The organism is Streptomyces griseoloalbus (assembly GCA_014650015.1).
Lineage (GTDB): Bacteria > Actinomycetota > Actinomycetes > Streptomycetales > Streptomycetaceae > Streptomyces > Streptomyces griseoloalbus.
Map to the genome: position 1 here is coordinate 87507 of BMUD01000004.1, position 22817 is coordinate 110323.

General features: G+C 73.4%; 24 protein-coding genes. 8 read left to right on the plus strand and 16 right to left on the minus strand.

Going from position 1 to position 22817, the window contains the following annotated elements; translation table 11 throughout:
• Positions 1–22: 22 nt before the first annotated feature.
• Positions 23–1345, plus strand: coding sequence for a lipase family protein (locus IE178_RS07515; RefSeq protein WP_193511693.1), 1323 nt, complete (start codon positions 23–25; stop codon positions 1343–1345).
• A 202-nt stretch (positions 1346–1547) separates the two neighbouring features.
• On the opposite strand, the gene IE178_RS07520 is transcribed toward IE178_RS07515, so the two are convergent.
• Entirely contained in the window at positions 1548–2087 is a 540-nt protein-coding gene (locus IE178_RS07520) for a snapalysin family zinc-dependent metalloprotease (RefSeq protein ID WP_193511694.1), read from the minus strand.
• Positions 2088–2310: 223 nt separating this feature from the next.
• Between IE178_RS07520 and mgrA the strand changes: the two genes are divergently transcribed.
• On the plus strand, positions 2311–3354 hold the full coding sequence (gene mgrA / locus IE178_RS07525; protein WP_193511695.1) for an L-glyceraldehyde 3-phosphate reductase: 1044 nt from the start codon (positions 2311–2313) through the stop codon (positions 3352–3354).
• A 91-nt stretch (positions 3355–3445) separates the two neighbouring features.
• Complete coding sequence (locus IE178_RS07530) at positions 3446–3928, plus strand: MSMEG_6728 family protein (RefSeq protein WP_193511696.1); 483 nt, start codon at positions 3446–3448, stop codon at positions 3926–3928.
• Between the two features lie 81 nt (positions 3929–4009).
• Here IE178_RS07530 and ykgO read toward each other — a convergent pair whose 3' ends face one another.
• The 12 genes from ykgO to IE178_RS07590 all read right to left on the minus strand — a co-directional run bounded on the left by ykgO (position 4010) and on the right by IE178_RS07590 (position 16565).
• Positions 4010–4132: a type B 50S ribosomal protein L36 gene (gene ykgO, locus IE178_RS07535; protein ID WP_184762770.1), complete on the minus strand. Its 123-nt coding sequence runs from the start codon at positions 4130–4132 to the stop codon at positions 4010–4012.
• Positions 4133–4172: 40 nt separating this feature from the next.
• Positions 4173–4433, minus strand: coding sequence for a type B 50S ribosomal protein L31 (locus IE178_RS07540; protein WP_184762769.1), 261 nt, complete (start codon positions 4431–4433; stop codon positions 4173–4175).
• 44 nt (positions 4434–4477) lie between these two features.
• Entirely contained in the window at positions 4478–4642 is a 165-nt protein-coding gene (rpmG, locus tag IE178_RS07545) for a 50S ribosomal protein L33 (protein WP_184762768.1), read from the minus strand.
• Between the two features lie 227 nt (positions 4643–4869).
• On the minus strand, positions 4870–6156 hold the full coding sequence (locus IE178_RS07550; RefSeq protein WP_184762767.1) for an ABC transporter substrate-binding protein: 1287 nt from the start codon (positions 6154–6156) through the stop codon (positions 4870–4872).
• Positions 6153–7298, minus strand: a complete 1146-nt coding sequence (locus tag IE178_RS07555; protein ID WP_184762766.1) for a branched-chain amino acid ABC transporter permease — start codon at positions 7296–7298, stop codon at positions 6153–6155. The genes IE178_RS07550 and IE178_RS07555 overlap by 4 nt, the downstream gene beginning before the upstream one ends.
• Positions 7291–8187, minus strand: a complete 897-nt coding sequence (locus IE178_RS07560) for a branched-chain amino acid ABC transporter permease (protein ID WP_193511697.1) — start codon at positions 8185–8187, stop codon at positions 7291–7293. The genes IE178_RS07555 and IE178_RS07560 overlap by 8 nt, the downstream gene beginning before the upstream one ends.
• Positions 8184–8987 carry an ABC transporter ATP-binding protein gene (locus tag IE178_RS07565; RefSeq protein ID WP_184762764.1) on the minus strand — a complete coding sequence of 268 codons (804 nt, stop codon included), beginning with the start codon at positions 8985–8987 and terminating at the stop codon, positions 8184–8186. Before IE178_RS07565 ends, IE178_RS07560 begins: the two co-directional genes overlap by 4 nt.
• Positions 8984–9766 (minus strand): ABC transporter ATP-binding protein, encoded by a 783-nt coding sequence (locus IE178_RS07570; RefSeq protein ID WP_184762763.1) that lies wholly within the window; start codon positions 9764–9766, stop codon positions 8984–8986. The genes IE178_RS07565 and IE178_RS07570 overlap by 4 nt, the downstream gene beginning before the upstream one ends.
• Before the next feature lie 170 nt (positions 9767–9936).
• Positions 9937–11205, minus strand: a complete 1269-nt coding sequence (locus IE178_RS07575) for an RsbRD N-terminal domain-containing protein (protein WP_193511698.1) — start codon at positions 11203–11205, stop codon at positions 9937–9939.
• 143 nt (positions 11206–11348) lie between these two features.
• Positions 11349–14756: a LuxR C-terminal-related transcriptional regulator gene (locus IE178_RS35760; protein ID WP_318279896.1), complete on the minus strand. Its 3408-nt coding sequence runs from the start codon at positions 14754–14756 to the stop codon at positions 11349–11351.
• A 223-nt stretch (positions 14757–14979) separates the two neighbouring features.
• A complete protein-coding gene (gene bdeA / locus IE178_RS07585; RefSeq protein WP_184762760.1) occupies positions 14980–15882 on the minus strand; it encodes a bis(hydroxyethyl) terephthalate hydrolase in 903 nt (300 codons plus the stop codon).
• 470 nt (positions 15883–16352) lie between these two features.
• Positions 16353–16565 (minus strand): hypothetical protein, encoded by a 213-nt coding sequence (locus tag IE178_RS07590; RefSeq protein ID WP_193511699.1) that lies wholly within the window; start codon positions 16563–16565, stop codon positions 16353–16355.
• A gap of 137 nt (positions 16566–16702) precedes the next feature.
• On the opposite strand from IE178_RS07590, the gene IE178_RS07595 reads away from it, so the two are divergent.
• Together IE178_RS07595 and IE178_RS07600 are read left to right on the plus strand one after the other, a co-directional pair.
• Positions 16703–16885 carry a hypothetical protein gene (locus IE178_RS07595; RefSeq protein ID WP_229875821.1) on the plus strand — a complete coding sequence of 61 codons (183 nt, stop codon included), beginning with the start codon at positions 16703–16705 and terminating at the stop codon, positions 16883–16885.
• A gap of 35 nt (positions 16886–16920) precedes the next feature.
• Positions 16921–17133 carry a hypothetical protein gene (locus IE178_RS07600; protein WP_193511700.1) on the plus strand — a complete coding sequence of 71 codons (213 nt, stop codon included), beginning with the start codon at positions 16921–16923 and terminating at the stop codon, positions 17131–17133.
• Positions 17134–17153: 20 nt separating this feature from the next.
• Here IE178_RS07600 and IE178_RS07605 read toward each other — a convergent pair whose 3' ends face one another.
• Entirely contained in the window at positions 17154–18857 is a 1704-nt protein-coding gene (locus IE178_RS07605; protein WP_193511701.1) for a tetratricopeptide repeat protein, read from the minus strand.
• Positions 18858–19172: 315 nt separating this feature from the next.
• Between IE178_RS07605 and IE178_RS07610 the strand changes: the two genes are divergently transcribed.
• On the plus strand, positions 19173–19994 hold the full coding sequence (locus IE178_RS07610) for an SAM-dependent methyltransferase (protein ID WP_193511702.1): 822 nt from the start codon (positions 19173–19175) through the stop codon (positions 19992–19994).
• Positions 19995–20120: 126 nt separating this feature from the next.
• Here the strand turns inward: IE178_RS07610 and IE178_RS07615 are convergent, their stop codons facing one another.
• Both IE178_RS07615 and IE178_RS07620 read right to left on the minus strand, forming a co-directional pair.
• Positions 20121–21041: a helix-turn-helix domain-containing protein gene (locus tag IE178_RS07615; protein ID WP_193511703.1), complete on the minus strand. Its 921-nt coding sequence runs from the start codon at positions 21039–21041 to the stop codon at positions 20121–20123.
• 233 nt (positions 21042–21274) lie between these two features.
• Positions 21275–21505 (minus strand): DUF397 domain-containing protein, encoded by a 231-nt coding sequence (locus IE178_RS07620; RefSeq protein WP_184762754.1) that lies wholly within the window; start codon positions 21503–21505, stop codon positions 21275–21277.
• A gap of 202 nt (positions 21506–21707) precedes the next feature.
• Between IE178_RS07620 and IE178_RS07625 the strand changes: the two genes are divergently transcribed.
• Positions 21708–22223: an ATP-binding protein gene (locus IE178_RS07625; RefSeq protein ID WP_193511866.1), complete on the plus strand. Its 516-nt coding sequence runs from the start codon at positions 21708–21710 to the stop codon at positions 22221–22223.
• A gap of 29 nt (positions 22224–22252) precedes the next feature.
• Positions 22253–22798, plus strand: coding sequence for a hypothetical protein (locus IE178_RS07630; RefSeq protein WP_193511704.1), 546 nt, complete (start codon positions 22253–22255; stop codon positions 22796–22798).
• Positions 22799–22817 lie beyond the last annotated feature (19 nt).

Below are 22817 nucleotides of genomic sequence, written 5' to 3' on the forward strand. Positions count from 1 at the left end.
GGAGCAGAGCGAGGAGTGAGCCGTGAGTCGTCTCAGCAGCGTGCTGACCACCGTCGTCGCCACGACCGCCTGTGTGTGCGTGTCCGCGCCGCCCGCCGCCGCGGCCGAACCCGTGGTGTCGCGGGGCGTCACCATCCCCGCCTTCTACACCCCGCCCGCCGAACTGCCCGCGGGCAACGGCGTGCTGGTCCGTCATGAGCCACTGCCCCTCGGGCTGAGCCTGCCCGGTCTGGACGGCCGCCCGCTGCCCGGCACGGCGACCCGCCTGATGTACACCTCCACCGACTCGGGCGGACAGCCGGTCGCCGTCACCGGTGCCTACATCGAGCCGTCCGCGCACTGGAAGGGCGAGGGCCCCCGTCCGCTGGTGGTCGTCGGCTCCGGAACCATGGGGCAGGGCGACCAGTGCGCGCCCTCGCTGGCCCTGCAGCACCCCCTCACCCTCAACGGGCAGACCGTGACGCTCGGCTACGAGAACCTGGCGATCTACCGGCTCCTGGCCACCGGAGCGGCCGTCGTCGTCACCGACTACGTCGGCCTCGGCGCCACCGACCGGCTCCACACCTACGTCAACCGCCTCGACCAGGGGCACGCCATGCTGGACGCCGCCCGCGCCGCGCGGTCCGTGCCGGACGCGTCCGTCACCGCCGCCTCCCGGGTGGGCATGTACGGCTACAGCCAAGGCGGCGGAGCCAGCGCCTCAGCGGCCGAACTCCAGCGCGCCTACGCACCCGACGTACGTCTCGCCGGCACCTACAGCGGGGCACCGCCCGCGGATCTGACCGAGGTCATGAAGGGCATCGACGGGAGCGCCCTGGCCGGGGCGCTGGGCTGGTCGATCAACGGGTTCGCCCAGGCGGAACCCGAGGTGCGCGAGGTCGTCGAAGCGAACATCAACGCCACCGGACGCGCCGCCCTGAAGGACATCTCCACCACCTGCGTCGGGGACGCGATCTTCGGTTACGGCTTCACCAGGAGCACCGAGTGGACCTCGAGCGGGAAGTCCCTCGGCGAGATCATCGCCCGCGAGCCCGGCGCCCAGGCCGTGCTGGACAAGCAGCGCCTCGGCATGACGAAGCCGACCGGACCGGTCCGGCTGGTCACCGGCGTCCAGGACGACATCGTCCCGCACGAGCAGGCGCGCCGGCTGGCGGTCGACTGGTGCGCCAGGGGCGGCGACGTCACCTACCAGGCCGTCCGGCTGCCCAACCTCGGCGACAAGCTCCTCACCAACCACGTGGCGCCGCTCCTCACCGACCAGGGCAACGCGGTGACGTGGCTGACCGACCGGCTCGCGGGCCGGCCGACGACGTCCAACTGCCCGGACGTGCCGGCACGGCCCTGACCCGCCGGAAACGGCACGAGCCCCGTCCCGATGTTTCGGGACGGGGCTCGTGATGGAGCGCCGGGCAGGCCTTGCACCTGCATCTCCCCGCAGGAAGCGGGGCGTCTTTCCTTGGACCACCAACGCACAGCCGGGCTTCGGAGGTTTCCGTCGCCGTGACCTGAGACAACCATAGCGGTGATCGCCCCAGTAGTCACATCAGTCACATGAGCGCTCCGGTGCGGGCCCCCTCGAAGTTCTCCTCGACCTCCGCCTGCTCCGCCGCGTTCGGGTAGGGGTTGGTGCACGCGGTGCCCGCGCTGGCGCCCGACATCAGGCTGGAGCAGGGGCCGGGCTTGCGGTCCGGCAGGCCCAGCATGTGCCCGAGTTCATGGGCCGCGATGCGGATCGTGTAGTAGCCCTGGTCCACGGCCTGGCGTCCGATGTAGACCGTGCCGTTGCCCAGGGAGCCGGGCACGGCGCGCGGCCAGCCGTTGTCCGCCACGACCCGGATGTTGGCCCGCTGCCCGGAGGCGGCCGGGCGGAGCTCGACGGAGTCGACGCTCTCGTTCCAGATCGCCGCGCCGCGGTCGACCGCGGACTTGAACTCAGCGGCGCCACTCGCGTCGTAGGTGAGCACCCGGGCGGCCACCACGGGGACGGCGCTGCCGGCGGACGGGGCGGCCACCGCCCGGCCGTCCAGCAGAGGGAAGGACATCACCAGAACAGCGGCCAGGCCGCCGGTCAGCGTACGGACGTGCATGGTCGACCTCCTGTGGGGGAAGGGTAGTCGTGCTCATGTCACTCCCTGCCTGCCCATCGGACGCGGCCCCCAATCCGTCATTCGGCCGCCCCCTGTTCAGAAGCGGCGGTGCTGAATCCCATGCCGGGGACCGGTTGGACTTCCGGATCACTCGGGGGCACTGTGGGCAGAAGCCACACCGTCCCACGGGCCGCCCCGACCCGCACCACCCGGAGACCACCCGATGAACCACGTCAGCAATCCCGAGCGCTACGACGGCACCATGCGCTACCGGCGCACCGGGCGCTCGGGGCTGGACCTCCCCCTGCTGTCCCTGGGCTACTGGCACAACTTCGGCGACGACCGGCCCTTCGAGACCCAGCGCGAGATCGCCCTGCGCGCCTTCGACCTGGGCATCACCCACCACGACCTGGCGAACAACTACGGCCCGCCCTACGGCGCCGCCGAGATCGACTTCGGCCGGCTGATGAAGCAGGACCTCGCGCCGTACCGGGACGAGCTGGTGGTCTCCACCAAGGCGGGCTGGGACATGTGGCCCGGTCCCTACGGTCAGGGCGGCGGCTCCCGCAAGTACATGCTGGCCTCGCTGGACCAGTCCCTGAAGCGCACGGGGCTGGAGTACGTGGACATCTTCTACTCGCACCGGCTGGACGCCACCACTCCGCTCGAGGAGACCATGGGCGCCCTCGACACCGCGGTCCGCCAGGGCAAGGCGCTCTACGTCGGCATCTCCTCCTACGACGCCGAGCGCACCCGCGAGGCCGTGGCCATCCTCCGGGACCTCGGGACTCCCCTGCTGATCCACCAGCCGTCGTACAGCATGCTGAACCGCTGGATCGAGACCGAGGGCCTGCTGGACGTGGCGCAGGAGGAGGGGTTCGGGATCATCGGCTTCACGGCGCTCGCGCAGGGCCTGCTGACCGGACGCTATCTCGACGGCGTGCCGCGGGACTCGCGGGCGGCGGCGGGCAAGTCCTTCGACACCGCCTGGCTGACGGACGACATGCTGCGCCGGCTGCGCGCCCTGAACGACATCGCGGCGCGCCGCGGGCAGAGCCTCGCCCAGATGGCGCTGGCCTGGGCGCTGCGGGACCGGCGGGTCACCTCGCTGGTCATCGGCGCGTCCCGCACCGAGCAGCTGGAGCAGAACGTCGCCGCGCTCGAGAACCTCGACTTCAGCGGTGAGGAGCTGGCCGAGATCGACGAGTACGCCGTCGACGGCGGCGTCGACCTGTGGCGCGAGGCCCGGCTGGGCACTCTGGGCTGAGCCCCGGGGTGTGAGCTGCCGTGGGAGGGGAACTGCGGTGCGGTGAGCCGTGCTCCTCGGCCGCGGTGGTCCCCACAGTTCGGACGGTCGTATGCAGACCTTTCTGCCGTACCCCGACTTCAGCGAGTCGGCGCTGGTGCTCGACCGGCGCCGGCTCGGCAAACAGCGGGTCGAGGCGCTTCAGGTGCTGCGCGGCCTGATCGTGCCGGGCTACGGGTGGCGCCGCCATCCCGCCGTCCGTATGTGGACCGGCTACGAGGAGGCGCTGGTGCGCTACGGCCTGGACATCTGCCGGATCTGGCGCGACCGGGGCCATCAGGACAGCTGTGCCGCCACCCTCGTCGCCGACCTCGCCACGGTCCGGCCCGGCGCCCCGGTGCGCGGTCAGCGGGAGCTGGCCGAGGCGGGTGAGCTGCCGCCCTGGCTCGGGGACGACGCGCTGCACCGCAGCCACCGGTCGGCGCTGGTGCGCAAGGACCCTGCCGTCTACGCCGACCTCTTCCCCGGCGAGCCGGACGACCTGCCGTACGTCTGGCCGGCGTCCGACCGCGACCCGGAGGCCGTCGCCGACTGACCGGCGTGCGGACACGCGCCGGGCCCGGTCCGCACGAGGTCGTACGGGGACCGGGCCCGACACGGTGTCACCGGCGGTTCGTCAGCCCTGGCGGGCCTTGAAGCGCGGATCCTTCTTGTTGATCACGAAGACGGTGCCCCGTCGACGCACGATCTGCGCACCGGGCCTCGCCTTCAGCGAGCGCAACGACTTGCGCACCTTCATCTCTCTGCTCTCCTTCCGCTCGGACCGCGACCGGTCGGCGTCAGCGTGCCGCGGGCGCGGTACGGCCGTAGCGACGCTCGAAGCGCTCCACGCGGCCCGCGCTGTCCATGACGCGCGCGGTGCCCGTGTAGAACGGGTGGGAGGCCGACGAGACCTCGACGTCGATCAGCGGACGGGTGGTGCCGTCCGCCCACTCGATCGTCCGCGTCGTCCGCGCGGTCGACCGCATGAGGAACGTGGTGTTCGCCGCGCGGTCACGGAAGACGACCGGGCGGGAGACGGGGTGGATGCCGGACTTCATGGGGTTCCTTCCTGCGGGCCGCCGCCCGGAGGCGACGGCCGGGGTCATCGGGCCTCGCGGAACGGGACGTGCTCGCGGGCCACCGGGTCGTACTTGCGCAGGACCAGCCGGTCGGGGTCGTTCAGCCGGTTCTTCCGGGTCGTGTACGTCACGCCGGTCCCCGCCGTCGACCTCAACGTCACGACCGGGCGCGCACCCTTGTTCGCCATGGTGTCCTCCTTCAGCGGCACCCGGACATCCACCCATTTGTTGGGGGCATGTCACTCACGGCTGATGTAACGCGGGGACGGGCCGCCGCATTCCCCGCCGGTTTCCCACCCGGCGGCGAGCCCTCCCCTGCCAGGGGGACGCCGAGCCCGCAGGGTTCCTGGGGACGGGCGGTGCCCCGGCGTCCCCTCGTTGGGGTCCGCCGGGGCATCCGGGATGTGACCGGCCGTCACCGGGAGGACAGGTAGTCCTCGACTCCCGGAGCGGTGTGCGCCTCCTGAGCGTTCACCACGCCGCCGACCGCCTTGGCGTCGGGCTTCAGCACATACGTCTCGACGCTCGCGGGACGGTCGACGTCGGAGAAGTTCTGCGCGGTGCCGAGGCCGGTGTCGGCGTTCTTCTGCGAACGGTGCGCCTCGACCACGTCCTCACGGGTGAGGCCGCCCGCCTCGCAGGCCTTCTTCAGGTCGGCGCCCATGAGCTGTGCGGCGTTGTACCCGGACAGCACCCCGGAGTCGACCGGCGAGTCCGGGTACTTCTTCCGGTAGGACGCCACCATGCGCCGCACGCCGGGCAGGTCGGAGCTGACCGCGGGCGCGGCGCTCACCACGTTCAGCATCGCCGCGAGGGCCGGCGCGGCCGGGGTCTTCATCAGCTGGGGCGCGAAGCCGGGGGCGCTGCTGACGACGGGGACGCTCAGGCCGCGGGAGGCCGCGACACCGACCAGCGAGGCCGTCTGCGCGGGCCCGGCGCTGATCAGGACGGCCTTCACGCCCTCCTTGCGCAGCGCCGAGACCTGGGCCGACAGGTCGGTGTCCGTCGCCTTGATCTTCAGGCCGGTCACCTTCAGACCTGCCTTCCCCGCCGCCCAGGTGGACCCTTCGAGCGCGTTGGCGCCGTAGTCGCCCTCGAAGTAGACGTGGCCGATCCTGTCGCCGCTCTTCAGGCCCTTGTCACGGGTGAGGAACTCGACCGCGGCGATCATGTCGACGTCGTACGTGGTGCCGAGCACCTGGATGGCGTCCTTGCCGAGCAGAGAGGCCGCCCAGGCCTGCGGGAAGGTGAGCATCTTGTCGCGCTCGATGTCGTCGAGCAGCGCCGCGACCACCGGGGAGCCGATGACCTGGGGCAGTGCCACGACGTCCGGGGCGATGTCGGCGTAGGCGGTGACCGCCTTCTGCACGTCGTATCCGTGGTCCTTGACGACGATCTCGACCTTGCGGTCGCAGATGCCGCCCTGGGCGTTGGTCTCCTCGGCCCACATCCGCTGTGCCTGCACGATGCTCTTGCCGAGCGTGGCATAGGGGCCGGTCAGGTCGGTGAGGGCACCCAGTCTGATGGTGTCGGCGCCGACGCCGGGCCCGGTGCGGACGCCGTCGGCGGCCTCGCCTCCCTTGTCGCCGCCGTCCGCCTTGGAACTGCATCCGGTGGCCGCGAGCAGCAGGGCGAGGACGCCGGCGAGGACGGTCCCGGCGGTGCGCTGCCGGTCGCGGTGCCTGTGGTGCGTGGTGTTCACGGGGTGTGCTCCTTGGGTCGTGCGGCCGCGGCCGGTTGCGGAGGCGAAGGGACGACGGTTTCCGGGGCGGGGGTGCGGGTGCGGCGGCGCCGTACGCGGTCGCGGACCCGGCGCGCAAGGCCGTGCAGTCCGTCGGGTGCGTAGAGCAGGACCAGCACGATCGCCGCCCCGTACAGGTAGCGGGCCGCCTCGGTGGGGCCCACGGTGCCCTCGGTGGAGCCGGGGGCGGTCACCAGCGGGAGCTGGTCGGCGTAGCGGGTCATCAGCAGCGGGAGGGCGGTGACGAAGACGGCGCCGGCGGTGGCTCCGGCGACGGACCCGAGGCCGCCGATGACGATCATGGCGAGGTAGTCGACGGAGAGGGCGAGTGAGAAGTAGTCCGGGACGACGCGCCGGAAGGCGAGGGCGAGGAGCACTCCCGCGAGCCCGGCGTACATCGACGACACCACGAAGGCCGCCGAGCGGTGCCGGGCGACGTCGACGCCCATCACGGCGGCCGCGGTCTCGCTGTCGCGCAGGGCGGCCAGCGCCCGGCCGGGGCGTCCGCGCAGCAAGCCTCGGGCGGTGAACCAGGTGACCGCGAACAGGGCCAGCCCCAGGAACCACAGCCGTTCCTCCGCGCCGAACGGCACGCCGAGGACGGTCGGTTCGGGGTCGTCCGCGCCGAAGGTGAAGCCGCCGAGCGTCAGCGGGGGCACGGAGCGGCCGTTGAAGCCGCCGGTGACGGAGTCCGCGGTCAGCAGCACGTGGTGGCCGAGGAAGACCAGGGCGAGGGTGGCGATGCCCAGGTAGATGCCCTTGACCCGGGCGGCGACGGGGCTGAACAGCCCGCCCGCCGCGCCGGCGAGCAGCACCGCGAGGAGCGCGGCGAGAGCCGGTGGCAGTCCTGGTCCGGGCTCACCAGCGAGCCAGGTGTAGCCGTAGGCGCCGACGGCGAGGAAGAAGGCGTGGCCGAGGGAGAGCTGGCCCGCGGTGCCGGTGAGCAGGGCGAGGCCGACGGCGCCGATGGCCGCCGCCATCGAAAACAGGCCGATCCGCAGCCAGAAGGCGTCCAGGTAGAACGGCGGCAGGCACAGGAGAACGGCGAGCAGCCAGAGCCCGGCCCGGCGGCGGGTCAGGGCGGTGAGCAGACGGTCAGACACGAGCCGCTCCCTTCGCGCCGAACAGCCCGGTGGGCCGTACCAGGAGGACCAGCAGCATCACGGCGTACGGGGCGACGTCGCCGAAGCCCTCGCCGAGTACGTGCAGGTCGGACTGGTAGCCGACGACGAGTGCCTCGGTCAGGCCGATGATCAGGCTGCCCGCGAGGGCTCCGGCCGGGGAGGCCAGCCCGCCGAGGATCGCGGCCGGGAAGGCGTTGAGCGCGATCTGGCCGGTGCCGCGCTCCAGTCCGGGCGCGGGGAAGGCGGCGAGGAACACGGCGGCCAGCGCGGCGAGCGCGCCCGCCAGACACCAGGCGCCCGCGCGCACCCGGCCGAGCCGTACGCCCATGAGGGCGGCCGCCTCCAGGTCCTCCGCCGCCGCCCGCAGGGACAGCCCCCAGGAGGTGAACCGGAAGAGCGCGAACACGGCGGCGATGACCACGGCCGACACCACGATCGCGGCGAGCCGGCTGTCGGCGACGGTCACCGGACCCAGCTCGGTCACCGAGTCGCCCCAGGGGTCGCCCAGGGACAGCAGGTCTCCGCCGACGCGCCGGGCCAGATCGGTGAACAGCACGATGTCGACGCCGATGGTGACGATGGTCTGTACGTGGGCGGCGTGGGCGTCCTGGCCCCCGCGTTGCAGCAGGAAGCGGTCGAGTGCGCCCGCGAGGGCGGCCGTCGTCAGGATGGCCAGGGCCAGCGCCCCGGCGAAGCCGAGGTCGTCGTGCAGGACGGCGATGAGGTAGCCGCCGAACAGCAGCAGGGAGCCGTGGGCGAAGTTGAGGACGCCGGAGGCCTTGAAGATGACGACGAAGCCGAGCGCGACCAGCGCGTAGACCGCGCCGAGTGCCAGTCCGCCGAGGACGTTGTCGAGAAACCCGGTCATGCCGCGTCCTCCTTCGGTGCGTCGGTGCCGAGGTAGGCGCGCAGCACCCCGGGGTCCTGGCGGACCTCGTCGGGGGTGCCGTGGGCGATGGGCCGCCCGAAGTCGAGCACGGTCACGTCGTCGGCGAGGCGCATGACGAGGCCCATGTCGTGCTCCACGAGGACGACGGACAGGCCCAGTTCGGCGCGCAGTTCGCCCACGACCGCGGCGGTGCGGGCGCGTTCGGCGGCGTTCATGCCGGCCACGGGTTCGTCGAGGAGCAGCACGCGTGGCTCCAGGCAGAGGGCGCGGGCGAGTTCGACGCGCTTGCGGTCGCCGTACGACAGCAGGGCGACGGGGCTGTCGAAGTGGGCGCCGAGGCCCGTGAGTTCGGCGATCCGGCGGGCGCGGTCGAGGTGCTCGCGCTGTTCCCGTACGGCCCGCGGCAGGCGCAGCGCGCTGGCGGCGAAACCGGCCCGGGACAGGGCGTGGCGGCCGAGCATGAGGTTGTCGGCGACCGTGCCGTGGGTGGTGACGATGTTCTGGAAGGTGCGGGCCACGCCGAGCGCGGCGATGCGGTGCGGGGCGAGCCGGGTCAGCTCGGTGTCGCCGAGCGTCACCGTGCCGGCGTCCGGCCGGCACAGGCCGGACAGCACGTTGAAGCAGGTCGACTTGCCGGCGCCGTTGGGTCCGATGACCGCGTGCACCGTGCCGGGGGTGACGGTGAAGGAGACGCCGTCGAGTGCGGTGAGACCGGCGAAGCGCACGGTGACGTCCCGTACGTCGAGCACGGGCGGCGGGGCAAAGGCGCGGTCGTTCACGCGGCCCCCTGGTCCTCGGCCGACTCGCCCAGGTAGAGGCGGCGTACGGCGTCGGTGCGGGCGAGTTCGTCGGCGGGGCCGGACAGCCGGGTCTCGCCGACCTCCAGGACGTACGCCCGGTCGGCGAGGGAGAGCGCCATGCCCGCGTTCTGCTCGACCAGGAGCACGGCGGTCCCCTGGGCGTTGATCTCGCGGATCACCTCGGCGATCCGGTACACCATCTGCGGGGCGAGGCCGAGGGACGGTTCGTCGAGGAGCAGCAGGCGCGGGGCGGCCATCAGGGCGCGGCCGATGGCGAGCATCTGCTGCTCGCCGCCGGAGAGCAGGCCCGCGGCCTGGTGGGTGCGTTCCGCGAGCCGGGGGAAGAGCGCGAAGACCCGCTCCCGGGCCTCCTGGACCTGCGCGCGCCCGCGCCGGCCGAGCCCGAGTCCGCCGGAGCGCAGGTTCTCGTCGACCGAGAGTCCGGCGAACACCCGTCGTCCCTCCGGGACCTGGACGACTCCGGCGCGTACCGCCGCGACGGGGTCCCTGCCGTCGAGCACCGTCCCGCCGTAGCGGACACGGCCGGCCGTGATCGCGCCGCGGTGCAGGCGCAGGGTGCCGGACACGGCCCGCAGCAGGGTCGTCTTGCCGGCACCGTTGGCGCCGAGGAGCGCCACGACGGCGCCGTGCGGCACGGTCAGGGACACGGAGCGGAGGGCGGACACCGCACGCCCGTACGTCACGTCGACGTTCTCGACGCGCAGCGCGGGCAGGTCGTCCGGTGGTGCTTCGGGCATCACGACTCCTCGGGGCCGTACCGCACGGCGGCGACGGCTTCGGGGGAAGGGGAGCTCACGACAGCACGGGCGTGGACGACCGGTACACCCCCCGGCGCCCGCTCGCTGCGGTGTACCAACGGGGGCGGCCGGGGGTTGTGCGGGTGCCCAGGCGGACGTACGGGGGTGGGTCAGCGCCGGAGGAGGGTGCGGGCGGTCAGCGCCAGGCTCACCTCGACCAGGTCGGAGGGGCGGGAGAGGGAGCGGCCCGTCAGCTGTTCGTAGCGGCGGAGGCGGTTGAGGACGGTGTTGCGGTGGCAGTACAGGCGCCGGCTCGCCCGCTGGGCCGAGCCGTCCGAGGCCAGCCAGGTGGCCAGGGTGTCCAGCAGGACCTCGGCGTCGGCGGGTTCGAGGTGGGCCAGCGGGCCGAGGAGCCGGTCGGCCAGCGCGGCGCCGAGTTCGGGGCTCGAGGCCACCAGCGCCGCCGGCAGGTGCTCGGTCAGCCGGACCGTACCGCCCGACTCGGGGCACAGGCTCAGCGCGGTGTCCGCCTGCCGCCGCGCCTCACCCACGGCGGCCAGCCCGTCCACCGCGCCGCTCACGCCCACCCGTGCCCCGGGTGCCTGCTCCTGCGGCACGACGGCCGCCTCCTCCCCGGCCTCGACCAGGGCGATGCCGTAGTCGGCGTCCACGCCCGTGTGCCAGTGCGCGCGCACACCGGGGGCGAGGTCCGCCTGGGCACCCGGACAACCGCCCAGCCTGCCGCCGTCGGCGGCGACGACCACGTACCGCCCGTGCTCCGGCAGGTTCAGCGCCTGTGCCGCCTCGGGCAGGTCGGCGATCCGGCTCGTGCCGTCCAGCAGGGCCGCGGCCAGCAGGCGCACCCTGTTCTCCCTCCGCCACGCCAGCTGCCGCTCGGTCTGCCGGTAGGCGTCCGCGACGAGGGTGCAGTGCTCGTCGACGAAGTTCCACACGTCGGACGCCACGTGCACCAGCAGCCGTACGTCCTCGGGTGCCGTCCGGGACGTCTCGTCGACCAGGCCCTGCCACACCAGCGAGCCGCCCAGCCGGAAGGCGTGCAGCAGCGCGTCCAGCGGCAGCCCCTGCTCCGCGCGCGTGGCACCGATCTTCCAGGAGCAGCGCCGCGCCCCGTCCCGGGCGCCCCGCGGATCGAGCAGGGACGAGATGCTGTGCCGCAGCGAGCGGTGCACCTCCTGCCAGATCCCGGTGGCGTCGCCCTCCACCGCGGCCCGGTAGGCGGGCTCCTGCTCCTGCAGTACGGCGACCAGGCGGTCGGTGAGCTGGGGCAGCTCGTCCAGCAGGACGCGGGCGGCCCGGTGCAGCACGCGCAGCGCGTCGGCGTCGATCAGCGACCGCACACGCGCGGTCCGCGGCCGTGGCGCGGGCACGGGTCCGGGTCCGGGGCGAAGCAGGGTACGTGGCCGTACGGCGTGTTGCATCGCGCATCTCCCCCAGGGGCGGCTTCCCGGCGGCGTCCGTGCGGCGGTCCCCCGCACCGGCGCCCGGCCGGCCGGGTAGCCCGTGGGCCGGCCGGCACCGGACTCGTCCTGCCCCGAAGGATCGCATACCGTCCGGTCGGTCCCTAGAGTTGTGCACCGGTCTTTTCCGCCTGCTCGACGAGACGGGCCAGCTCGACCCGGGAACGGACACCGAGGGTGGCGAAGACGTTCCGCAGGTGGTAGTCGACCGTGCGGGTGCTGACGGACAGGCGCAGGGCCACCTCCCGGTTGGTGGCGCCCTCGGCGACACACCGTGCGATACGCAGCTGCTGCGGGGTCAGCCGGGAGAGCTCCCCGCCCCCGGTCTCCGCCGGGGCCGCACCGCCCGCGCGGAGTTCGGCGGCGGTCTGCTGGGCCCACAGGTGGGCGCCGCAGCGCTCGAAGCCCATCAGCGCCTCCCCGAGTCGAGCACGCGCCTCGCGCAGCCGGCGCCGGCGCCGCAGCCACTTGCCGTGGAGCAGGTCCGTGCGCGCCCGCTCGAAGTCACCGGCGGTCTCCTCATGACGGTCCAGCGCGCGCAGGAACAGCTCGTCGGCCGCGTCGGTGGCGGCCAGCAGCGCGCGACAGCGCAGGAGTTGGGCGGGGGCCTGCGGGTCGGCCCCGCAGGCGGCCCACAGCGCGAAGTCCTCGACCACCGTCGCTGCCTGCTCGGGCCGTCCGGCGAGTGCGGCGGCCTCCACGAAGCAGGGGACGGCGAGCATCCACACCGCGAAGTGGCCGCGCCGCGCACCGGGGCGCACCAGCGGGCCGAGCCGGTCGGCGGCCTCGCGGGGGCGGCCGGCGCCCAGGTCGGCGCGGGCCGCCGCCCACTGGGCGAGCGTGGCGGCCTGCGCGAGCCCGTGCCGGCGGGCGGTGTGGAGGGCCGCCGTCACGTGTTCGGTGACGAGCTCCTTCTCCCCCTCGATCGAGGCGGCGAGCGCCAGTGCCGCGTGATGGTGGGCGGCCGTGTTCCGCTGCCCGGTCCGCGAGGCGGTGCGCAGCCCCTCCTCCGCGTGGGTCCGGGCGAGCTGGTGGCGTCCGGCCCGCAGTTCGGCGTAGGCCAGGTACTCCAGTGCCCTCGGTTCGAGGGCGGCGGAACCACGGGTCCGGGCCGCCGCGAGCGCCCGCGCCCCGGCACGGCGGGCGGCGGTCACCTCGCCGAGCATGAGCGCGGCCGCGGCGGAACGCAGCAGCGGCTCCGGTTCGTCGCCGCGCAGTCCCCACTCGACCACCCGCCGCAGTGGGGGCGCGGCCTGGTCGAACCGCCCCAGCAGCACGGCGCGCATCCCGTCGCGGTGGTCACGGAGCAGGGCGGAGCGGGTGGTGCGCGGCGGGACGATGCCGGCGGCACCTCGGCCGACGGCCTCGGCCGCCGGCGCCGGCAGACCGCGGGCAACGGCGCCGCCCTGACCCGCGGCCGCGACGACCTTCACCTCACCACCGGCGACCATGCCGCCGGTGCCGGTGACCGCACCACCGGCGCCGACCGCCCCGGTGGCCGGCGCGGCGGCGAGGGCACGGGGGGCCGACGCGGCGGGGCCGGGGGCACCGGTTACCGACGCGGCCGGGCCGTGGTGGGCATCGGACGCCGACGCCAGGGGGCCGTGGTGGGCATCGGACGCCGTCCCGGAGCCGAGTACGCCCACGGCCGGCACACCGGCGCCGAGAAGGCTGGTGGCCGACACACCGGAGCCGAGGACGCTGGTGGCCGGAGCACCGGGGCCGAAGGCATGGGTGGCCGACGCACCGGCGCCGGGCCGGACGTCGGACGTCGCCCCGGAGCCGAGAGCACTGGTGACCGACCCCTCGGAGCCGAGGACACCGCCGCCCGGCGCACCGGGGCCGGGAGGGGCGTGGGACGCCGTCCCGGAGCCGAAGGCACCGCCGGCCGGCACGTCGAGGCCGAGGACACCGCCGCCCGGCGCACCGGGGCCGGGAGGGGCGTGGGACGCCGTCCCGGAGCCAAAGGCACCGCCGGCCGGCACGTCAAGGCCGGGGGCGGCGTCGACCAACCCCCCGGAGCCGGGGGCGGTGTCGGTCGGGGCGGCCGGGGTGAGGGCCTGGAGGCAGGCTGAGGGATCGCCCGCGGCCCAGGCGGCGTCCGCCGCGCCCAGGACCGCCGTGTCGGCGTCCTCGCGGCGGACGGCGGACAGCAGCGCGGCCGCGAGCAGGAAGGACTCACGGGCGTCGTCCACCGGACCGTCGGCCAGGAGCACCGCGCCCCGCAGCAGCTCCGCGCCGCCGCGCACCGAGGCGGGTGCCGGGTGACTCCGCGCGGCGTCGAGCAGGCGCCGGGCCTCGGGCGAGTGACCGGCGAGGACGGCTTGTTCCGCGGCGGCGGTGTACCGGTGGGCCCGCTCCGCGGCGCCCGGTGTCAGCTCGGCGGCGCGCGTGAGCGCCCTGCGGCGCAGGCCGGGCGACAGCGCGGACGCGGGGTCCGTGGCCGCCGCCGAGAGACCGTCCGCGAGGGCGGGGGCAGGCCCCGAGACGCTCCACGAACGGTGCAGCAGCGCGGAGACACCACCGGAATCCGCCAGGGACTCGGCCAGCGCTCGGTGCGCGGCACGGCGCCGGTCGGGCGGCGCGAGGGCGTACACCGCCCTGCCCAACAGTGCGCTGCGGAACCGAATGCGGCCCTCGACGAGGACCAGCACCTCGGGCAACGGCAACCCTGCGGCATCGGCGTCGGCGCCTCCCCCCGCCGCCCGCAGTACGACGTCCGCGTCGGCGTCCGGCTCCCCCGTCGCCCGCACGGCTGCCGCCGCCGTCAGCAGCAGACCGGCCCGGTCCGGCGGTAAGCCGGTCAGGCACCCGCCGACGACCCCGGCCAGGACCTCCCCGTCGGCCAACGGCCGGGGCAGTGCCCCAAGCCCGCCGAGCTGGGCGGGCGACAGGCGGTGGATCAGCGCCAGCAGCAGCGCGGGATTGCCCTCCGCCTCCGTCACCAGCTCCTGGCGCACGCCGGGGTCGACGGCACCGTCCGTGACGTCGTCGACCAGACGCGCCGCGTCCGCCGGTGCGAGCGGGCCGAGCCGCAGCAGGGGCAGCGCCGCCCACTCACGGTCGACGGGCCGGTGTCCCGGAACCGTCAGGAGCAGCCCCACCCCGACTCCCGCCGCGTGCACCCGCGCCGCCGCGTGCCCCAGCGCGGCGCGCGACGCGGCGTCCCACAGGTGCGCGTCGTCCACGCAGACCAGCAGCGGGGACGCGTCGGCCGCCGCGCGGAGGACGTCGAACAACACCTCCCCCGCCGTGCCGTCGCCGAGGACGCGCACCGAGCCGCCCGCCGCGCGCAGCAGGGTGTGCAGGCCGCTCAGCGGCTGTGCGGAACGGGCCGGGTCGGCGCGTACGTGCCATACCGGTCCGGCGTGGAAGGAGCGGGCGGCGTGCTCGACGAACGACGTGCGTCCGCAACCGGGGTCACCGGTCACCACACGGACGCCGCCGCCGGTACGCAGCCCGTCCAGCAGCGGGGAGATCGTCTGCCACCGCGAGGTCGTCTGTCCGGTCATTCCCGCGACCTTACTCACGCGTAAGGTCACGCGGAAGGTGAGCGTCCACAGGTGGGTGAAGACATAACTGCCAATAACCAGCGGTTTCTCGCACGGCACCGGGGGAGCGGAGTGTGCCGCGGCACAACGCGGCCGACGCTCGGCGGTGCCCGCACACAACGCCGGTGGCGGCCCGCGTCGTGCGCGGACCGCCACCGGGTGGTCGTTCAGCAGGTCTCTGGTCTCAGGAGGTGTGCGGGCAGTTGCCCCGGGACTCCTCGATCGTCAGGCTCGGCCGCGGCAGCGGGCACAGGAACTGCTCGTAGCGGGTGTCGTTGTCGATGAACCGCTTCAGCCAGGAAATGCTGTACTTCGCGATCGTCGTGTTGGACGAGTTGGGCGTGAAGTGGGTGGCGCCGTTCAGTTCCAGGTACGCGCGGTCCAGGGAGGACGCCAGACCCGAGTACAACGGCTCGGCGTGGCTGGAGACCGGGGCGACCGTGTCGCCGTCGGCCCCGAAGATCATGGTGGGTGTCCTGACCTCCGGCCAGCTCTTGTCGAGGTTCCAGGGCGTCAGGGGGATGGCTGCCTGGAGCGAGGGCCGGTCCTTGGCGGCTTCGAGGCTTCCGCCGCCGCCCATCGAGTGGCCCATGACGCCGAGCCGGCTGCTGTCGATGCGGCCGCGGACCGCGCTGCGCTGGGTGAGGTAGTCCAGTGCGGCGAGCAGCTGTTCGCCGCGCGAGTCCGGCTGGTCGACCGTGGTGTTGGTGTCGATGGTGAAGACCACGAAGCCCTGGGAGGCCAGGCGCGGTCCCAGCCAGGAGATGGAGGACTGGTACGCGGTGAAGCCGGGCGAGATGGCGATCGCGCCGAAGGTGCCGTCGGCGGTGCTGGTCGGGTAATAGATCGTGCCTCCGCCGAAGCCGGTGACGGAGAGCGAGGAGACGGAGATGTCCGACACGGCGTACGGGCCGCGCAGCGCCTCGATGCTGGAGTTGGTCGGTGCCGGGCCGCGCTCGTAGGGATTGTCCGCCGCGTGGGCGCCGGGGCCGGTGAGGGTGGTGAGACCGATGAGGGCGGCGACGGCCGCGGTCAGTCCGGCGAACCGGCGGGTTCTGCGCCTGCTGCTGTGGGGGTGCTGCTGCACGACGAGTGGTCCTCTCTGTCGCGGCGAACCGCCCGGCCGGCCGGTGCACGGGACTACGGCGTGGAGGGGAGCCGTGCCCGGCCGGGGGCGCCGCCGATGGACTGGCGTTGCCACTGTCGGAGAGGAGGGGGCCGGTGCGGACCGGCAATCTCACCGGTCTCGTGCGCCGCGCCGTGCGCGCCGGACGCCGGGCAGCAGGCCCTCACCGCGGGATCGGACGCGGGAACAGGACGACGAAGGCGACCGCGGGCACCGCACGCCGCACGAAGACCGGGGAACACGCCGCACGCCGCACGAAGACCGGGGAACACGCCGCACGCCGCACGAAGACCGGGGAACACGCCGCACGCCGCACGAAGGTCCGGGGACGCGCCGCATGCCGCACGCCGCAGGACGGTGGGGGGACACCGACAGGCGCGGTCACCGTCGGCGTCGGCGCCGACGGTGACCGTCGTGAGCCGGTGGCCCGCTTACGCCGCGTCGTAGACGTGGGCCCGGCCGCCGACCCACTTCACCCAGGTCGGATCGTCCAGCAGCCGTTCGCCGTCCGGGAGTCCCGCGCGCCGCAGGAACTCCACCACGTCCCTGTCGGAGTTGGCGAGGCCGACGATCTCACCGCGCACGGTCACGCGTCGTCCGCCCGAACCGAGCGGCGGGTGTACCACGATCGGCGCCTTCGTCATCCCTCCAGGATCCGGCCGCCGCCACCGATACGCATCCCGGCCCCCGGGTCACCCGAGTGCCACGCCGGACGGGCCGTCCGGGCCCGCGCCGTGCTCGTATGGAAGCGGCCTCCATGCCTACCCGGAGGGAGCCGGAAATGCACGAGATGTGGTGCGGTGCAGACACTTCGGGGGAGCCGGTGTGGCACGTCCTCACCCCCGACAAGTCCTCCACGCTGTGCGGAGTGGAGAAGGAGGAGGAGTCGCCTCGGCGGCACACGACGGACCGGCACTGCTTCTCCTGCATGAAGACGTTCCAGGCCGTCGTGGCGTCCCGCTAGGGCCACGACGCCGCGGGAACCACCTCCCGCGCACGATGAAGCAGGCGACGACCGCCAGGGCCGCGAGGACCAGTGCGGGCACCGCCGGCCACTGGGCCGGTCCGGCCGGGAGGCCGGTGGCCGTCGTGGCCGTCGTGGCCTTCGCCGTACCGCGCTCCGGCCGCGCCTTCACGCCGTGCCGGGCCGGTGCGGTGAGGACGAGCGCGGCGACCGCGCAGCCGGCGGGGACCGCGCCGCGCCCGCACTGAGCGGGACCGCGCCGGCCGGCTCAGTGGCAGGCGGAGCAGTCGTCGCCGGGGGCCACCGGGTGCCGGGTCGCCAGGTGGTGGGTCTCCAGCCGGCAGAAGCAGGACGCCTCGATCGGTACGTCCGCCAGCGCGACCGCCAGCTTGAGCTGCTGGGCGACGATCGCCGCCTCGCCCGGCTTGCCGGTGCGCAGCAGGCACTCGTGGAATCCGTGCAGCGCCCAGACGTTCCCCGGGTGTTGCAGGGGCCGGGGCAGGGTGTCGTCGAGGCCGAGGTCGGCGCGGTACACCGCCTCGGCCTCCGCGACGCGGCCCCGCTCGAGCAGCAGTGCCCCGTAGGCGTGCCGGGTGGGCTGCATCCAGCCCCAGGGCTCGTCGTAGGGCAGGTTGTCGTCCAGTTCGACGGACCGCTCCAGCGCGGCGAAGGCGATGTCGTACTCGCCCTCGCGGTAGGCGAGTTCGCCGTCCAGCATCGCTGCCGCGATGTCGAGGATGTCCCGGCAGGTGTTGTTGAAGAGCATCCGGGTCCCGGGGACGCGGCTCACGGCCGCGCGGAAGTTCTCCCGTTCGGCCTCGGCCTCGTCGGTGGCACCGGTCGCGGACAGGGCCACGCCACGGGCGTAGTGGAGCATGGCGGTGGTGACGCAGTGGAGTTCGGGGTCGGCGGGGAACGGCAGCGCCAGGATGTCGTCCCAGCGGCCGAAGCGGATCAGGACATGGACGCGCATCGCCAGGAACCCCTCGAGCCAGTCGGCCATGGGTGGGCTCTGCACCCGGAGCAGCTTTTCGGGGATGGCTGCTTCGAGCCGTGCGGCGGCGTCCAGGGCGGTCTTCGACTGCCCGGCGAACATGGCGCCGTAGATCCTGAAGTGGTGGTTGTGGGCGCGGTAGAGGGTGTAGAAGTTCATGGCGCCCGCGCGCCGGAGGTACTTCTCGTCGGCGGCGATGGCGAGGGCGTTGTCCGACATGACCCGGCGGTAGTCGCCGCACAGGACTTCCAGGTGCGAGGGCATGTGGTGCAGATGCCCGGCGTCGGGCACGGCTCCGCGCAGCCGGTCGGCGACGGTGAGGGCCGCTTCCGGCGTGGGGGACATCTCCATCAGGTGGATGTACAGGTGGAGGATCCCGGGGTGCCGGGCGCCGGCGCCGGTGGCGAGCGCGCCGTCGAGCACCGCCTTGGCCTCCAGGGTGCGGGCGCCGTCGGCCGGGCGGCCCGTCCTGAGGTCCCAGAGCCGCCAGGGGGTGAGGTTCATCAGGGCGTCGGCGCAGAGGGTGGCCACGTCCAGGTCGCCGGGGGCGCTCTCGTACACCGCGAGCATCCGGTCCGCGTACGGCTCGTTCCACACCGAGCAGTCCTTGGTGACCTGCGCCTGGGGGTAGCGGGCGCGCAGGGCTTCGATGAGGGCCCGCTCGACGGGTGTGGCGTGCGCGGCCCTCTCGTGCGCCCGCTCCACCGCGCCGTGGGTGCGTTCGACCGCGCGGACGAGTTCGTCGCTGTCGAAGGCCTCCCAGGGTTTGTTGTAGTTGGGGCCGAGCGCGTAGGCGATGCCCCAGTGGGCCATGGCGCAGTCGGGGTCGGCCCCGGCCGCCTTCTCGAAACAGGCGACCGCCTCCTCGTGGTTGAACGCGTAGGTCCACAGCAACCCTCGGTCGAACCAGAGTTGGGCTTCGGCGGAGGAGGTCGTCACGGGTCGGCCGTGGGTGCCGAGGTCGTAGTAGTCGTCCATGCTGTGCCTCCCGGGGACGCGGATGGGCCGGCCGCCGCTGCGCCGGCGACGAACGCCCCATGGGGACGAAACCGACGATAGCGGGGCACAAGCGCTCGCGCAGGCATCACCCGGCGCGCACCCCCTCCCGCCCCCTTGACACCGATCCCTCACGACGGGCGTACGAGCGGACACAGCGCGTCATCGACGCGCTCGGGGCGCGCCGTTCGTTCGCGTCCGCATGTGCCGACCGGCTGGCACGGGTCGCGGGGCGCTCCCTAGGATGTATTCCCTGTCCAGCCCGTCCAGTTGGCGTGGCATTCCGCAGGGGGAACGATGCAGACCGGTAAGCAGCTGTCCACCGACATCGACGCGACCGTGCCGACGGCCGCGCGCATGTACGACTACTACCTGGGCGGCAAGGACAACTACGCGGCCGACCGTGCCGCGGTCGAGGAACTCGACAAGAAGGTGCCCAGCACGCGCCGCCTGGCCCTGAACAACCGGCGTTTCCTCCAGCGGGTGGTGCGGACCCTCACGCAGGAGTACGGGATCCGGCAGTACCTCGACCACGGCTCCGGCCTGCCCACCCAGGACAACGTCCACCAGGTCGCGCAGCGCATCGACCCGACCACCCACGTGGTGTACGTCGACAACGACCCGATGGTGCTGGTGCATGGCCGGGCCCTGCTGGAGCAGGACCAGCGCACCGCGGTCATCCAGGCCGACATGCGCGACACCGACGCGATATTCGGCCACGCCGAGACCCAGCGGCTGATCGACTTCTCGGAGCCGGTCTGCGTGCTGTTCAACTCGGTGTTCCACTGCATCCCGGACAGCGACACCGACGGTCCGCTCGCCCTGGCCCGCCAGGTGCGCGAACGGCTGGCGCCGGGCAGCTTCATGGTGATGTGCCAGCTGGTCAGCGAGGATCCGGAGGTCCGCGAGTTCGTCACGGACTTCATGAACCAGGCCACCCACGGACATTGGGGCCGCGTGCGCCAGGAGAAGGACGTGGAGTCGTACTTCGAGGGACTGGAGATCCTGGAGCCGGGGCTGGTGGAGGTGTCCACCTGGCGTCCGGACAGCGAGGTGGCGCCGCGTCAGCTCACTAAGGAGTGGATCGAGTTCGGCGGCGTGGGCCGGCTCCCGCAGTAACCCCCGACCACACGACGCGCCCGGCCGGACCACTCGAAGGACCGGCGAGGGGCGTCGGCGCCTCCGGTCGGAGCGTTCAGCCGGCGTCGCCGGTGGTCAACGCCCGGTCCGCGCGCCCGGCCGCCGCTACGACGCGGAGTAGCGATCCTTGATCGTCCTGCGCAGCAGCTCCACGGAGTCGCGGGGCCGGAGCGCCTCGTCGGCGAGGCGGTCCAGCGCGATCCGGTACTCCTCCGTCTCGTCGCGGTCCTCGAGGAAGTTGGCGCTCCTGATGTGCTCCAGGTAGACCACGTCGGGCAGATCGAGTCCGCCGAAGCGCAGATAGGTGACCGGGATGGCGGGAGCGGACGCGTTCGTCACGTCCAGCGGCACGATCTGCACCGTCACATTGGACCGCTCGGCCATCGTCACCAGGTGCTCGAGCTGCTCGCGCATCACCCCGGAACCGCCCAGGACGCGCAGGAGAACCGACTCGTCGATGACGGCCCACAGCTGCGGCGCACCCTCGCGCAGCAGCAGCTCGGCCCGGTGCATGCGCAGTTCCACCCTGCGCTCCACCTCACCCGCCGGGGCGTTGGGCAGCCCCCGCTCGACCACCGCGCGCGTGTAGGCGGCGGTCTGCAGCAGTCCGGGAACATACTGGATCTCGAACGTACGGATCGTGGCGGCGGCCTCCTGGAGCCCGACCAGACGGTCGAACCACTCCGGCATCAACCGCTTGTCGTACCGCTGCCACCAGCCCGGCTCCCCGGCCCGCCGCAACAGTTTGACCAGCACCGAGGCCTCGTACTCGTCGGTGCGGTACAGCTTCAGCAACGCCCGGACATCGCCCTCGGTCGGCGGGCGGCGGCTCTTGCCGGACTCGATGCGGGACAGCTTCGCCGCACTGAAGCCGACGGTGCGCGCCGCCTGGTCCTGGGACAGTCCGGCATCCTCACGGAAGCCCGCGAGCTGCACGCCGACCAGCATCTTCAGCAGGGTCGGAGCCGGTTCGGACCTGTCCAGATACGGTTCCAGACGGGAGATGCGATGCGACGCGGCGGACATCCTGACTCCCAGCAGACCGGCACAAGGGCGACCAACATTATCGCACCTGACTCTGCCTCACCGCAGCGGCACGCGGAAGCCCCACAGAAGTCGGAAGTTGGGGCTCCACTTCACCGGCGCCGCCCGAGCGGCCCGCGCCGGCTTCCCGGGGCGGTCGGACAAGACGGTTGTACGAGGTAGATCGGACGCGATGGGAAGACCCGGTGGCCAGACCCGGTGGTCAGCCGAGGTGGTCAGACGAGGTGGTCGAATTCGCCGTCCTTCGCACCGGCCAGGAAGGCCGCCAGCTCCGCGGGCGTGTAGATGAGGGCGGGGCCGTCGGGGTCACGGGAGTTGCGCATCGCGATCCCTCCGCCGGTCAGCGGTGCCAGCTCGACGCAGTTGCCCTCGGCGTTGCTGTGCCGGCTCTTGATCCAGCGGGCGTCCAGCTGGCTGGCCCGCACTCCGTTCCGCACTCCTGGCACCGCTGTCTCCTTGCTCTTCTCGTGTCCCGCCACGCACGGGGAAAAATCTCACGCAATTTCTCGTGCAATTGCACGCGAGCGCCCTCAGCGTGGATAATAGCTGCGGCGTCAACCCCCGTGTCGGCGCCCTGTCCTGACGTCGCATCGAGGAGATGCCGTGTCATCACCTGCGTATCAAGTGCTCCGGCCGCCGGCCGCGGCCATGGTGCGGTCGGGTGTTCCCGGCGCGGCGCCGGCGTTCCCGTACAACCCGCTCCCGGCGGCGCCGCACGAGGAACCCCACTCGATACCGGAGACGGCCCGCGCCGCGTCCGCCTCGATGGCGCTGCGCATCGCACACGGCCCGGAGGGCCTCGCCCGGGCGCGGTCCTTCACCCGGGACACCCTGCACGGCTGGTCGCTCGCCCACCACTGCGACGACGCCACCCTCGTGATGACCGAGCTCGCCGCCAACGCCGTGACCCACGCGGCGCCGCGGTGCGCCGGTGCGCCGGACGTCCGGCTGGGGTTCCGCCTGGAGCCGGCGCACCTGCTGCTCACCGTCTCCGACCCCGACGACCACGCGCCCGTCCTCGCGCCCGGTGCCGTCTCCGACCTGGAGGAGCACGGCCGGGGCCTGTGCATCGTCGACGCCCTGTCCGAGGCGTGGGGCTGGACCCCCACCCCTCCGGCGGGCAAGACGGTGTGGGCCCGGTTGTCGACCCGCCCGCCCACCTGACACGACTGCCGCGGAAAGGCACCCACGCCATGCGCAGCGCTTCTACGGAACAGCCGAGCAGCGAGCGCCCAGTGCGCCACACCTCCCCCACCGGAGTGGCCCGGTCCACCCCTCTCACGGCACTGTCCCGCGTGCCGTGGGCCGAGATGCAGGACTCCACCGGATCGGCCGCGGCCATCCCCCTCCTGCTCAACGGCATCGCCTGGGGGGACGCCAGTACGGCCCGGGCCGCCCTGGAGGATCTGCGCAAGCGGATCTGTCAGTACGGCTTCGTCACGGAACAGGCGACCGCCGCCACGGTCCCCTTCCTCTGGGAGCTGGCCCAGCTGCCGCACGTCACCTGCCGGGCCCAGATCATCCAGCTGCTCAAGGCCATCGCCGACGCCCGGCAGTGGGAGAGCACCGCCGCCGCGTATCCCAAGCTGCTCAACCACCGCGAGAACCCGGTGGTGTGGGAGCGCAAGGCCCGGCAGGCGGTGCGCGCCCGGCGCGGCGACCTGAAGCGGCTGCTGGCGGAGCAGGACACCGAGATCGCCCGCGCCACCACGGAACTGGCCCGCGCACTGGCCGACTGAGGCCAGGGGCCGGGATGCG